The sequence below is a fragment of the Collinsella sp. An268 genome, from assembly GCF_002159765.1.
GTDB lineage: Bacteria > Actinomycetota > Coriobacteriia > Coriobacteriales > Coriobacteriaceae > Coprousia.
In genome coordinates, this window is record NZ_NFJH01000005.1 from 102,428 (window position 1) to 116,859 (window position 14,432).

7 protein-coding genes and 1 pseudogene are annotated in these 14,432 nt (G+C 66.7%); 2 read left to right on the plus strand and 6 right to left on the minus strand.

The window, feature by feature from the left end; genetic code table 11:
- Positions 1-73 precede the first annotated feature (73 nt).
- The 4 genes from B5F70_RS05640 to B5F70_RS05655 all read right to left on the minus strand — a co-directional run bounded on the left by B5F70_RS05640 (position 74) and on the right by B5F70_RS05655 (position 4,548).
- Positions 74-1,345, minus strand: a complete 1,272-nt coding sequence (locus B5F70_RS05640; protein WP_087204588.1) for a 4Fe-4S binding protein — start codon at positions 1,343-1,345, stop codon at positions 74-76.
- Positions 1,346-1,558: 213 nt separating this feature from the next.
- Positions 1,559-3,196: a chaperonin GroEL gene (gene groL / locus B5F70_RS05645; protein ID WP_087204589.1), complete on the minus strand. Its 1,638-nt coding sequence runs from the start codon at positions 3,194-3,196 to the stop codon at positions 1,559-1,561.
- A gap of 50 nt (positions 3,197-3,246) precedes the next feature.
- Positions 3,247-3,534 (minus strand): co-chaperone GroES, encoded by a 288-nt coding sequence (groES, locus tag B5F70_RS05650; protein ID WP_087204590.1) that lies wholly within the window; start codon positions 3,532-3,534, stop codon positions 3,247-3,249.
- Between the two features lie 174 nt (positions 3,535-3,708).
- Entirely contained in the window at positions 3,709-4,548 is an 840-nt protein-coding gene (locus tag B5F70_RS05655; RefSeq protein ID WP_087204591.1) for a hypothetical protein, read from the minus strand.
- Positions 4,549-4,795: 247 nt separating this feature from the next.
- Here B5F70_RS05655 and gltB point away from each other — a divergent pair, with 247 nt between their 5' ends.
- Positions 4,796-9,430: a glutamate synthase large subunit gene (gene gltB, locus B5F70_RS05660; RefSeq protein ID WP_087204592.1), complete on the plus strand. Its 4,635-nt coding sequence runs from the start codon at positions 4,796-4,798 to the stop codon at positions 9,428-9,430.
- A gap of 66 nt (positions 9,431-9,496) precedes the next feature.
- The gene (locus B5F70_RS05665) at positions 9,497-11,020 is read left to right on the plus strand and encodes a glutamate synthase subunit beta (RefSeq protein WP_087204593.1); all 1,524 of its coding nucleotides are present in this window, start codon (positions 9,497-9,499) and stop codon (positions 11,018-11,020) included.
- 426 nt (positions 11,021-11,446) lie between these two features.
- Here the strand turns inward: B5F70_RS05665 and tnpA are convergent.
- Positions 11,447-11,901 (minus strand): annotated as a pseudogene (tnpA, locus tag B5F70_RS05670) (IS200/IS605 family transposase); the annotation flags it as partial.
- 225 nt (positions 11,902-12,126) lie between these two features.
- Positions 12,127-14,217: a glutamine synthetase III gene (locus tag B5F70_RS05675; protein ID WP_087204594.1), complete on the minus strand. Its 2,091-nt coding sequence runs from the start codon at positions 14,215-14,217 to the stop codon at positions 12,127-12,129.
- Positions 14,218-14,432 lie beyond the last annotated feature (215 nt).

The window sequence follows — 14,432 nt, forward strand, 5'->3', positions numbered from 1 at the left end:
CTCTCTGACAGCGGGGCGGCGGTGCAGCGCCCCCTCCATTCCTAGCTATGGTACACGATAGTCGCGCGACGAGTTAGCGGTCGAGCTTCTCCACCTGGTCGAGCATGCGCGTGAGCTTCTGCTTGGCCTCGGCCTTGAGCTTCTCGGCGTCCTTCTTTGCCTGCGCTGCCTCAAGGGCCTTCTTCTCAGCCTCGGGATCGGGCACCACGAGCTCGGCGCCATCGTGCACCGTCAGCGTGAGGGCGTGCTCGGGACAGACCTCGGTGCAGAGGCCGCAGCCCACGCAGTACGCCGTCTCGACGGCAAAGCGCCCCGCGCCCACCAGATCGCACGCGTGCAGAGGGCACACGCGCACGCACTCGCCGCACATCGTGCAGGCAGAAAAGTCGCATTCGGGGACGTGGACCTGGATGTTGTCCGCAAGATTAGGATGCGCCTGCAGGGTCGAGAGCATGAGCTGGCGAGACTGGGTGAGGATGCGCCGGCGTTTCTGCGTGGTGGTACCCGTCGCCTGCGAGAGCGTGCGCTCGAGCGCCGTAATCTTCTTGTTGTGCTCCCTGAGCCGCTGCGTGACGCTCGCGACGGCCGCGGCTGCGGGGTTGAGCTTCGACACGGTGAGGCCGGTCGTGCGCATGATGTTGTCCATGAACTCCTTGCGCTCGTACTCGCGGCGCTTCTCGCACACAAGCGCGCGGCTCTCCACCTCGAGCCCCATGCCGGCGCCGGCCCACTCCTCCGCTGTGGCGATGGCGTCGCCCAGCAGCTCCTCGCCGCGCGCGTTCTTGCACTTGTCGCAGATGCCGAGGGGCAGGTACACGCTCATCTGCGGAAAATCCGTCATGATGGCGAACCAGGTCTCGGGCGTGATGTCGCCCACGCAGGCGATGACGACCTCGTTCTCGCGCGGGACGCGACGGAGCGCGCGCGTGCAGGTCACATACGCTGTGGTATGCGCCGCCGCAGCGGCCGCAACCGCGTCGTACAGCTTTTTGGGCTGCACTTTGGGCGAGAGCATCGCTTCGGTGGGGCACACGGGCACGCAGAGACCGCACTTACGGCACGCATCGGAGATATCGACCTCACCGTCATCGATATCGATGGCGTTGACGGGGCAGACCTCGGCGCACTTGCGGCACGTGCTCTTCTCGGACTTGCATGCGAGGCACGGGATGGCGTTGAAGCGCGGGCGCTCCTTGTAGTCGGCCGGGTTCCACTCCTGCTGCGGCTCACCGACGCCCGCCGTACCCAGAAGCGCGTCGGTCACGCCGCCGAGCGGGTCCCTGAGCACGTCAATGCCCTTGCTGATATCGATGATGTCATCGAAGAGGTCATGCTGCTGCGCCATGAAACCGTCCTCCCTAGCGTCTCATAAGCGGTAACTTCGATATGGTACCGCAAGTGTGTGCGCGCACCCGCGCCGGAGGTACCCTGCGCGCAACGACCACGACGGCCAGACGACCTCATGCCGGCCGCCCGGCCTCTAGCCCCTAACACAGGGAGGCCCCGGACGAAAACCTCGTCCGGGGCCTCCCGTAACGGTTACGCTTTCGCGCAGCCCTTAGTACATACCACCCTGCTGCGCGTTGGCGGTAGCGGCAGCGATGGCATCCTCAAGCTGGGTGTTCTTCGGCACATCGGTGACGGTGGCCTCGGTGATGAGGATGAGCGACGCCACGGAGGCGGCGTTCTGGAGCGTGGTGCGGGTGACCTTGACCGGGTCGAGCACGCCCATCTCGATCATGTCGCCCCACTCGCCGTTGGCGGAGTTGAGACCCTGGCCCGCCGGCAGGCTGGCGACCTTGTCGACCACGACAGCGCCCTCATAGCCGGCGTTCTTGGCGATGGTGGCGACCGGGGCGGTCAGCGCCTTCTTGACGATGTCGATACCGATCTGCTCCTCGGCGTCGGAAATCTCGATGTTGTCGAGCGCGGGCAGCGCGTCCATGAAGGCCACGCCGCCGCCGGCGACGATGCCCTCCTCGACCGCGGCGCGGGTCGCCTGCAGGGCGTCCTCGACGCGGTGCTTGATCTCCTTGAGCTCGGTCTCGGTCGCGGCACCGACCTTGATGACGGCGACGCCACCGGAGAGCTTGGCGAGGCGCTCCTGGAGCTTCTCGCGGTCGAACTCGGAGTCGGTGTGCTCGAGCTCAGCGTGGATCTGAGCAACGCGGGCCTCGATGGCCTCCTTGGAGCCGGCGCCGTCGACGATGGTGGTGTTGTCCTTCGTCACGGTGACGGTCTTGGCGGTGCCGAGCATATCAGCGGTGATGTCGGCGATCTTGATGCCGAGCTCGTCGAGCGCGGCCTGGCCGCCGGTAAGGGCGGCGATGTCCTCGAGCATGCGCTTGCGGCGGTCGCCGTAGCCCGGGGCCTTGACGGCGCAGACGTTGAGAGCGCCGCGGATCTTGTTCAGGACGAGCGTGGGCAGCGCCTCACCGTCGATGTCCTCGGCGATGATGAGCAGGGACTTGCCGGCGCGCGAAACAGCCTCGAGCACGGGCATGATGTCCTGGACGTTGGAGATCTTCTGGTCGGTGATGAGGATGTAGGGATCCTTCAGCACGGCCTCCATGCGGTCGTTATCCGTCACGAAGTACGCGGAGACGTAGCCCTTGTCGAACTGCATGCCCTCGACGGTGTCGATGGTGATGTCGAAGGTCTGGCCGTCCTCGACGGTGATGACGCCGTCCTTGCCCACGACGTCCATGGCGTCGGAGATCTTGGCGCCGACCTCGGGGTCGCCAGCAGAGATGGTGCCGACCGAAGCGATCTGCTCCTTGGTCTCGACCGGCTGCGCCTGCTCCTTCATGGCCTCGACGGCGGCGCGGACGGCCTTGTCGATACCACGGCGGATGGCGAGCGGGTTGGCGCCGGCGGCCACGTTGCGCAGGCCGTCGTTGACGATGACCTGGGCGAGCAGGGTCGCGGTGGTGGTGCCGTCACCCACGGTGTCGTTGGTCTTGGTGGCGACCTCCTTCACCAGCTGGGCGCCCATGTTCTCGATGTTGTCCTCGAGCTCGATCTCCTTGGCGACGGAGACGCCGTCGTTGGTGATGGTCGGGGCGCCGTAGGAGCGCTGCAGCGCAACGTAACGGCCCTTGGGGCCCATGGTGACGGTAACCGCGTCGGCGAGCTTGTTCACGCCCTGGGCGAGCTTGGTGCGCGCCGCGGTGTCAAACGTGATGTTCTTAGCCATCGTATCTGTCCTCCAACTAGAGTATTAGTACCTAATGTGCAGAGCGCGGTCTACTCGACGATCGCGTAGATGTCGTCGACGCGCATGAGGAGGTAATCCTCACCGTCGACCTTGACCTCGTTGCCACCGTACTTGCCGTAGATGACGACGTCGCCCTCATGGACGTCCATGGGCATGCGCTCGCCCTTGTCGTTCAGCTTGCCGGCGCCCACGGCGACGATGGTGCCGCGCTGCGGCTTCTCCTGGGCGTTGCTGGCGATGTAGAGACCCGAAGCGGTCTTCTGCTCGGCGGCATCGGGCTTGACGAGAACGCGATCTCCAAGCGGCTTGAGACTCATGTGAGATTCCTCCTTCGCTGGTGCTGCGGCAGTGCGCCGCGCATCCATGCTTTTACGTACGCAGTGAATAGTACCCACGTTTCAAGACTTATACAACTGAGAAGCAAAAAATCTTATGAATCGGCACTTAGATTTCTTCAGTGCGTTTAGCAGGGCTCTTTGATGGAAAGATGCCTACGCCGCGCTCGCCTGCCGCTCGATGCGGTGCAGGAGCTGGACGCGCATCGTCTCATAGCGGGGGACCAGTCGCTCCTCGCCGAGCGCACGCAGATCGCGCAGCGCCTCCTCGACGCGGCCGTGCGCCGCCTCATAGGCATCCAAGCGCAGGCGCGCGCCGGCGCGATTCACCCGCTTGTCCGCAAGGACCATCTGTTCGCGAAAGAACCGTGCATCTCCTTCAGTCCACTGCGCAGGAGGCGTGAAGCCGAGCTCGAGGCTGCGCACGATATCGCGCGCCGCCGTGGCGACCTTGGTGCCAGGCCGATACTGCGCCGCCATCTCGCGGATGCGGCCGAGCGCCTCATCGCGCCGCGCAACGTCTCCGCATGCGTCGAAGAGGAGCGCCTCGAGGTCGAAGCACCGCAGGCGCTGGGTGTTTTTGCGTCCCCGAAACGTCAGGCCCTGGATGCGCTCGAGCGCCGCGCCGTCGAGCCCATCGAAGTAATCGCAGAAGGCGAGCTCGAGCTCGAGCGCGGCGCGCGTCTGGCGACGGCGCGTGCGCGCAAGACCCATCTCAAGCACCGCACGGTATTTGGCGACGTCCGCATCCTGCCAGAGGATGCCCTGCAGCTGCTCCATCTCTCGCGCCACGCGGCGCAGGAAGAGAAAAACCGTCACGAGGATGCCCGCGAGTCCGGCGACGTACAGCCACATCCATCCGCGCTCGATACCCCAGATCCCCGCCGCACCGAGCACAACCGTTATGAGGATGCCCCGTATCCTGAGGCGGCGCAGGGTCGCCTTATGGCTGTTGAACGTTTCCTCTGCGGTCATACCCTCGAATGGCGAATGCATCGCAACTCCTTGTCGCCGTCGATCTTCCGCCCATCTTAACCCATGGCGCGCCCCTTTGTTGGCACCGTGTTTCCGACGTGTTCAAAACACGTTTCCGCGTCGTTTCCCCCACGTTTCGAAACCAGCGGGTAACATGCCCCGCTCGGCCCCCCGCTACCATGCCGGCCAGACACATCTCGGCGCGCCGTCTGATCGTCTGATGCGCGCAGCTGCACCCATCCGATCACCCCACTAGAGAGGGGACACCATGCCCTACCTCGCATCGAGCGAATCCACGCACGATTCCCGCGGGAAGCGCAGCCTCTACCGCCCCGAATTCGAGCACGACGCCTGCGGCATCGGCGCGCTCGCCAACATCAACGGCGAGAAGTCCCATCAGATACTCGATGACGCGCTCTCGGTCCTCGTCAATCTCGAGCATCGCGGCGGAACGGGCCTCGAGAAGAATACCGGGGACGGTGCGGGCGTGCTCTTTCAGATACCGCACCACTTCTTCCGCAAGGAGGCGCAGAAGTGCGGGCAGATCCTTCCCGCGGTAGGCGACTACGGCACAGCCATGGTGTTCTTTCCCCAAAGCGAGCAGGGCGTCGCGTGCGCCCGCAGCGTATTTGAAGAAGGCTGTGCCGAGGCAGGCGTGCCCGTGCTCTTCTGGCGCGAGGTCCCCGTCGACCCGCACGATATCGGCGAGACGGCGCGCGCCTGCATGCCCACCATCCTACAGGCGTTTCTGGGGCGGCCCGAGGGGGTGTCTCGGGGAGACGCCTTCGAGCGCAAGCTCTACGTGTGCCGCCGCATCATAGAGAAGCGGGCCGAGGGCGCGCACGCGCTCAAGGGGCAGATCTTCTACATCTGCAGCATGTCGAGCCGCACCATCGTCTACAAGGGCATGCTCGTGGCAACCCAGATGCGGCGCTTCTTCTCCGACCTCAACGACGCCGCCGTCAAAACCGCCGTGGCGCTCGTGCACTCGCGCTACTCCACCAACACGACCCCCAGCTGGGAGCGCGCCCACCCCAACCGCCTCATCATCCATAACGGCGAGATCAACACGCTCAAGGGCAACGTCAACTGGATTCGCGCCCGCGAACCGAACCTCTACTCGCCGGTGCTCGGCCCTGACCTCTCCCGCGTGCTTCCCATCATCAACCGCGAGGGATCGGACTCCGCCGTCCTCGACAACGTGCTCGAGTTCCTCGTCATGAACGGCCGCCCCCTCTCACGCGCGGTCACGATGCTTCTGCCCGAGCCGTGGGACAACAACGGGGCCCTGAGCCCGGAGCGCCGTGCATACGACGCCTACCAGTCCATGCTGATGGAGCCCTGGGACGGGCCCGCCGCCATCGCCTTTACCGATGGGCGCACGCTCGGCGCCGCCCTCGACCGCAACGGCCTGCGCCCCGCCCGCTACTACGTGACGCGCGATGACCGCTTCCTGCTCTCGAGCGAGGTGGGCACCATCGACGTCGACCCCGAGGACATTCTCGCCACCGGCTGCCTCGGCCCCGGCGAGATGCTCGAGGTGGACTTCGCCCGCGGGCGCATCATCTATAACGACGAGCTTCGCCGGCGCTACGCCAAGGAGAAGCCCTACCGCGACTGGATCGCCGAGGAGACGCTCGAACTTGCCGACCTTGCCGACGGCAGCCCGCTGCCCCACGAGGACGCCGAAGTGCCCGCCGCGCTCTCCGCAGCGAAACTCGGCCACCATTTTGACGACGTCGAGGAGATCGTGCGCCCCATGGCGACAACGGGCAAGACTCCGCTTGCCTCCATGGGCATCGACGCGCCGCTCGCCTGCCTCTCCACCAAGACGCGCTCGTTTTTCGATTACTTCTACGAGCTCTTCGCCCAGGTCACCAACCCGCCTATCGACGCCCTGCGCGAGAGCTTCGTCACCTCCACCATCCTCTACCTCGGCAACCACGGCAACCTGCTCGAGGACGCGCGCGCGGCGTGCCGTCTCGTCCGGCTGCCCCAACCGCTCCTGACCGAGGACGACCTCTCCCGCATCGCCTCCATCGACAGCGAGAGCTTCCACGTGGCGCGCCTTCGCGCCGTGTTTGAGCGCCAAGCAGGCCCGGGCGCACTCGCGCGGGCGCTGGACGCCCTGACCGGCGCGGCAGAGGAGGCGGTCCGCGCGGGGGCCAACATCATCATCCTCTCCGATCGCGCCGCCGCGCACGAGGTCCCCATCCCCTCGCTTCTCGCGGTGGGAGCGGTGCACCATCATCTGATGCGGGCCGGCATGCGCACCTTTGCCGACATCGTCGTCGAGAGCGGCGATGCCCTCTCGGCACACGACCTCGCCGCGCTTATCGGCTACTCGGCGAGCGGCATCTTGCCGTACGGGGCGCACGCCCAGATCGAGCGGCTCGCCACGCAGGGGGACCTGACCGATGCCGCCGGCCGCGCGCTCACCGCGGCGGAGGCCATCGAGAACTACAACCGCGCCGCGTGCGCGGGCATCGTGGCCATCATGTCCAAGATGGGCATCTCCACCGCGCAAAGCTACCATTCCGCGCAGATATTCGAGGCGGTGGGGCTTGCCGACGAGCTCGTGGAGCGCTACTTCACCGGTACGGTGAGCCGTGTGGGCGGCCTCACCCTCGCCGACCTGCAGTGCGAGCTCGAGCAGCGCTTCGATGCGGCGCAGGCCCTGCTCGAGAGCCCGGCGCCCGAGCAGCTCCCCACCCTCGGACTAACCACGTGGCGGCCCCAGGGCGGAGAGGACCACCTCATCGACCCCGCGGTCATCTACACGCTGCAGCGCGCCTGCCGCGAGGGGAACTTTGAGCTCTTCTGCACCTACAGCGACCTCGTGCACCGTCCCGGTCGCGCCGTGAGGCTGCGTGACCTCATCGATTTCGATGCGAGCGGCCGGACGCCCGTCCCCCTCGAGGAGGTCGAGAGCGCCCGGAGCATCGTCAGGCGCTTCAACACGGGCGCCATGTCGTTTGGCTCGATCAGCCCCGAGGCCCACGAATGCATGGCGATCGCCATGAACCGCCTGCACGGCCGCTCCAACTCGGGTGAGGGCGGCGAGGACCCCCGACGCGAGACGCCGCTCGCCAACGGCGACTCAAAGAACTCCGCCATCAAGCAGGTCGCCTCGGGGCGCTTTGGCGTGACGAGCCGTTACCTCGTCTCCGCAACCGAGATCCAGATCAAGATGGCTCAGGGCGCCAAACCGGGTGAGGGCGGCCACCTCCCCGGCAAGAAGGTGTATCCCTGGGTCGCCGAGGTGCGCCGCTCGACACCGGGCATCGGCCTCATCTCTCCCCCGCCGCACCACGATATCTACTCCATCGAGGACTTGGCCGAGCTCATCTTCGACCTCAAGTGCGCCAACCCGCGGGCGCGCGTCAGTGTGAAGCTCGTCTCCGAGGCGGGCGTGGGCACGATTGCCACCGGCGTCGCCAAGGGCGGGGCGAACAAGATCCTCATCTCGGGACATAACGGCGGCTCTGGCGCCGCGCCGCGCGACTCCATCTGGCATGCGGGGCTCCCCCTCGAGCTCGGTCTGGCCGAGACGCAGCAGACGCTGGTCATGAACGGTCTGCGGTCGCGCGTGGTGCTCGAGGCCGACGGCAAGCTCATGGACGGCACCGACGTCGCCGTCGCCTGCCTGCTGGGCGCCGAGGAGTTCGGCTTCGCCACCATGCCGCTTATCGCACTCGGCTGCCTCATGCAGCGCGACTGCCATCAGGACACCTGCCCGGCGGGCATCGCCACGCAGAACTGCCGCCTGCGCCGGGGCTTTGCCGGCAAGCCCGAGCACGTGGAGCACTTCATGCTCTTTGTGGCCGAGCAGCTGCGCGGCATCATGGCGCAGCTCGGGTTCCGCACCGTCGAGGACATGGTCGGCCACACCGAGTGCCTGCGCCAGGTCAGCGTCCCTAAGAACCGCAAGGCCAACCTCGTGGACCTGTCCTGCGTGCTCGCACCCGCCCGCTGCGCGTTCGGGGCGCACATCCCCGGGGCCGATGGCACCCACTACCTGCCCGAGATGGCCGCCGACGCCGGGCTTGACACCACACTCGACAGCACGCTTCTCATCCCCCTGACGGCAAGCGCGCGCGAGCACCTGCGCCCCGTGCGCTTTGCGGTCGATATCGACAACGTCAACCGCTGCGTGGGCACCATGCTCGGCAGCACCGTGACACGGGCGCATCCCGAGGGGCTCCCCGAGGGATCGGTGACCGTGGATGCCACGGGATCGGCCGGTCAGAGCTTTGGCGCCTTCCTGCCCGCGGGCATCACCCTAAACGTCACGGGGGATGCCAACGACTACGTGGGAAAGGGTCTTTCCGGCGGCATCGTCACGGTGCGCCCGCACGAGGCGGCCACCTATAAGTTTGACGAGAACGTCATCGTGGGCAACGTCGCCTTCTTTGGCGCCACGAGCGGCAAGGGATTTGTGAACGGCCTCGCCGGCCAGCGCTTCGCCGTGCGCAACTCCGGCGCGACGCTGGTGGTCGAGGGCACAGGCGCCCACGGCTGCGAGTACATGACCGGCGGACGCGTGCTGGTGCTCGGCGAGGTGGGCCAGAACTTTGCCGCCGGCATGACGGGCGGCATCGCCTATGTGTACGACGAGCGCGGGACCTTGGCCGAGCGCCTGAACGCCGAGCTCGTGCGCCTGCGCCCGCCCACCGATGCGGAGCTCGACGAGATCCGCTCCCTCATTGAGGAGCATGTCGAGCGAACGGCGAGCCCTCGCGGCATCAAACTCCTGTACCGCTTTGCCGCGGAGGCGAAGCGCTTCCGCGTGGTCGCCCCCGTGGAATACGAGCGCGTGCAGAAGATCGTCACTGCCGCCGAGCGCGCCGGTGCCACGCGCGAGCAAGCGCTCGAAGAGGCCTTTGCCGCCGTCACCGCCTAGACCGTCCGGCAAGCGCGAGGCCCGGCCGCACCGGCTCGTGCCGCCCTCCCCCGAAAGGAACCTACCATGGGAAAACCGGGAGCATTCCTCACCATCGATCGAGTCGCGCACCGCGCGCGCCCCGTCAGCGAACGAACGCAAGACTACCGCGAGCTCTACGTGGAGCCGGACGAGGCCGTGCGCCGCGCCCAGGCGAGCCGCTGCATGATGTGCGGCGTCGCCTTCTGCCAGACGGGCGCGCCCTTTGGGCATGCGCGCCCGAGCGGCTGCCCGCTCCACAACCTCATCCCCGAGTGGAACGACCTCATCTGGCGCGGACGCTGGAGCGACGCCGCCCAGCGTCTGGCGCTCACCAACCCCCTGCCCGAGTTCACCAGCCGCGTGTGTCCGGCGCTCTGCGAGGCAGCCTGCAATCTGGGCAGCGTTAACGACGAGCCCACCACGATCCATGACAACGAGCGCGCCATCTCCGACTGGGAGTGGGCGCACGGCGGGCCGCGTCGCTTCGCGCCACCCGCCGAGGACGCCCCGCGCGTCGCCGTCGTAGGGTCGGGCCCGGCGGGCCTCGCCTGCGCCTGGGAGCTCGCGCGGCGGGGATTCAGGGTGACCGTGGTGGAGCGCGCGGATCGCGCCGGCGGCCTGCTCATGTACGGCATCCCCGCTATGAAGCTCGAGAAGGACGTCGTCGCGCGACGCACGGCGCTGATGGAGGAGCTCGGCATCCGCTTCGTGCTCGGCGTCGATGCCGCCGAGCACGAGGTCGCGCAACAGCTTCTCGCCGACAACGACGCCGTCATCCTCACCGTGGGCGCCAGACGTGCACGCCCCCTCAACGCGCCCGGCGCCGACGGTCCGGGGGTCGTCTTCGCACTGGACTACCTCACCGCCGCCACCCGGGCGGTACTCGAAGGAGATGCCGCTCCCGCCGCCCTCTCCGCCCGCGACCGCAATGTGGTGGTCATTGGCGGCGGCGACACCGGCAACGACTGCATCGCCACCGCGGTGCGGCAGGGCGCGCGCAGCGTACGCCAGCTCGAGCTCACGCCCCGGCCCGCCGACCGGCGCGCGCCCAATAACCCTTGGCCCGAATGGCCCCAGGTGCTTAAGACCGATTACGGTCAAGAGGAGGCCATCGCCCTCAGCGGAGACGAGATACGCGCCTGGTCGGTCGACACCCGCGAGGTCGTGCGCGGCGCCGACGGGTCGGTGCAGGCGCTGCGCGTCGTGGACCTTGATTGGACGACGGGCTCGCCCGAGGCGGTTCCCGGCACCGAGCGCACCATCCCCTGTGACCTCGTGCTCATCGCCTGCGGCTTCACCGGAGCGGAGCCGGATGTCTTCGACGCCTTCAACGTCGCCTTCGCCGAGACGGGCCGACCGCTACCCCTCACGACGGCACCAACGAGTCATCGCTGCGCCCTCACCGATGCGGCATCGCTCTCAAACGACAGCGAGCCAGAAAGGATCGGGACGGCTCCCCTGTTTGTCGCAGGCGACGCCCGCAACGGCTCTACGCTCGTCGTTTCCGCCATCGCCGACGCCCTCGCCTGCGTCGATGAGGTCGTCGAGGCCCTTCGCGGACGCGCTTGACGCTGAGAAAACACCGGTCATTCGGAGGATGACGGCCCGGTGCCGGCGTGCGGGAGCCTGCCGCGCGGGAGCCGTGGCCCCGCCCCGCACAGGAAATCGCGCTAAGGCCCCCTCAGCAGACGGAAAACGGGCCTTAACGCGATTTCTTGACAGGTGGGGCGGCAACGGGGCGTGCTCCGAGTGGTTGTTCCCGTTGGAGGCCCCTTGAGACGTGTCGGATGGCAGAAAACCACTTCCCGGAAGATCCCGGAAACCCGGGGCAAACAATCAGGACCACCCGCAAAGCGGGTGGTCTGCTCTTAGGGTATAACCCTAGGGTCCCAGGCCAGGGGCTCAAGCCCCTGGCCTGAACTTCCGTTCAGGCCCGATAGCCCCTTGACTCGTGGCGGGCCGGCCGAACCGGCGGCGCGCCCACCTACCCTGCGGCCCCCTCGCGAAGGGGTCCCCGTGCTCTTTGACGCTCAGCCCGTCCTGGGCGATGTCGGCGCGCTCCTGCTCCCTTATGCACTTCGCGGCCGTCGCCCCGTTGAGCCCGACGGTGGAGACGCAGCGGCCCTCCGCCCAGAACTTCCTGCTCCCGAACTCGTGCTTGAGGTTCGCGTGCCGGTCGAACATGAGGAGCGAGCTCTTCCCCCTCAGGTACCCCATGAAGCTCGACACGCTGATCTTGGGCGGGATGCCGGCCGGCATGTCACGTGGTCCGGCATCAGGTGCCCCTCTATTATCTCGACCCCCTTCCAGCGGCACAGGTCCCGAAAGATCTGCGCCGGGTCCCTGCGGTACTCGTTGTAGATGGCCTTTCGCCTATACTTTGGCGAGAACACGATGTGGTACCTGCAGAGCCACTTCGTGTGAGCGAGGCTGTTGGCCTTCTGGGCCACGGCAGCCACCTTCCCCTCGGGGCCGGCGACCCGAGCAATCACCATGCTAGAGGGGGGTTTCCTGTTGCGTAGCAAAGGTGGGGTCCACCCGCTGAGCGGGTGGATTTCCATGCCGCGCGAAGGGCGCGCGGCACAGGGTTGAGGACCCTTACAAAAACGGCGTGCGGCCTCATCGCCGCACGCCGTTTCGCTCACACTCACGCAACGTAGGGGAGCCCAGGCACCTTACACGTAGAACAGCATGTCGTCGTAGGTCGGCACCGGCCAGTAGTCGTGCGCGACCACGTCCTCCATGGCGTCCACCGCAGCCCGCAGCGCCTCCATGGCGGGAGCGACCTCGTGGGCGTAGACGTTCGCCTTCTCCTGCCAGCCCTCGGTCTCGAGCGCACGCGCATGGACGTCGCGCAGGGCGAGGATGGCCTCGTTGATGGTGGTGACGCCCTCGAGCAGCTTCTCCAGGAGGTCGCGCTCGAAGTTCAGCGTGCTCACCCCACCTGCACCCATAACCGTATCGATGCCCTTGGCGATCTTGGTCGCGTAGGCGCTGATGCGCGGCAGATAGGTGCGGCGCGCCATGCGCTCCATGGTGCGCGCCTCGATGTTCATGCGCTTGGCGTACTTCTCGAGTTTGACCTCGTAGCGGCTCTCCACCTCGGCCTTATCGAGCACGCCCATCTCCGCAAAGAGAGAGCGCGCCTTCTCGCTCACCAGCGCGGGCAGCGCATCGGCCGTCGTCGGCAGGTTGGCAAGGCCGCGGCGCGCCGCCTCCTCGTGCCACTCCTCCGCATAGCCATTGCCGCCAAAGAGGATGCGCTGATGCTCGGTGAGCGTCGTGCGCACGAAGGCAAGCGCGCGCTCGGCGAAGTCCGATGCGGCGACGCCCTCCATCGCATCGGCAAAGCGCTTGAGCTCATGGGCGACGGCAGCGTCGAGCACCATGTTGGCGTCCGATACGTTGACCGCAGAGCCCGGCATGCGGAACTCGAACTTGTTGCCGGTAAAGGCGAACGGGCTCGTGCGGTTGCGGTCGGAGTTGTCCTGCTGGAGCTTGGGCAGCACATCCGTACCCAGGTCGAGCACGCCGTGCGCGGCATGCACGCTCGCCTTGCCGTCGACGATCTTCTGCACGCACTCGGTAAGCAGGTCGCCCAAGAAGATGGAGATGATGGCGGGCGGCGCCTCGTTGGCACCCAAGCGATGGTCGTTGCCGCACGTGGCGACGCTTGCGCGCAAGAGGTCCTGATACTCGTCCACCGCCGCGATCACCGAGGCGAGAAAGACGAGGAACTGCAGGTTCTCCTCGGGCGTCTCGCCCGGGTCGAGCAGATTGGCATCCTCCGTGGCAATCGACCAGTTGTTGTGCTTGCCCGAGCCGTTGATGCCCTCGAAGGGCTTCTCGTGCTGCAGGCACACGAGCCCGTGCCGGCTCGCGATGATGCGCATCTCCTCCATGGTGATGAGGTTCTCGTCCACGGCGCGATTCGCGTTGGTAAAGACGGGGGCGAGCTCGTGCTGGCAGGGAGCGACCTCGTTGTGCTTGGTCTTGGCGGCGATGCCGAGTGCCCAGAGCTCGTCATCGAGCTCCTTCATGAAGTTGTTGACGGTGGGGCGAATGGCGCCGAAGTAATGCTCCTCGAGCTCCTGGCCCTTGCAGGGTGCCGCGCCAAACAGCGTGCGCCCCGTGATAATAAGGTCCGGGCGGCGCGCGTAGTCCTCCTCTTTGATGAGGAAGTACTCCTGCTCGTTACCGACGGACGGCACCACGCGCTTGGGGTGCTTGCCAAAGAGGGCGAGCACGCGCTTGGCCTCGCGGTCGATTGCCGCCATGGAGCGCAAAAGCGGCGTCTTCTTATCGAGCGCCTCACCGGTATAGGAGCAAAACGCCGTGGGGATGCAGAGCACCTCGTCCTTGATGAAGGCGGGCGACGTGGGATCCCAGGCGGTGTAGCCGCGCGCCTCGAACGTGGCGCGCAGCCCGCCGTTGGGGAAGCTCGACGCATCCGGCTCGCCCTGGACGAGCTCCTTGCCCTTGAACTGGGAGATGGCGGTACCGTCTCCCATGGGCTCCAAGAACGCCTCGTGCTTCTCTGAGGTGATGCAGCTGAGCGGCTGGAACCAGTGCGCGTAATGCGTCGCGCCGCGCTCGATGGCCCAGGCCTTCATGGCGTGGGCGACCGCGTTCGCCAGATCAAGGTCGAGCGGCTTTCCCTCGTTTACGGTCGCATGCAGCTTCTTATATACATCTTTGGGCAAATAGCGCTTCTGCGCCGCATCGCCAAACACCATCGTGCCAAACCGTTCCTCCAACGCAGGCATAGGCGGTTCCTCCTCCCACGGCATTCGCCGTGCCATCGGGACTGCGATGGCGGCCACGTCCTCTGGCCTCCATCCGGACGCGATTTAAGATACGAGGACGGTGTTACAGGGCGGTTGCCCCTTCGTAACCGGCGCGCTTCCAGGTGGTGAACACTTACGGTCGAAACGGTTTCCTGCCGATGGCGACCTCGTTGCCATTCCGTAGCAGGTCTGTT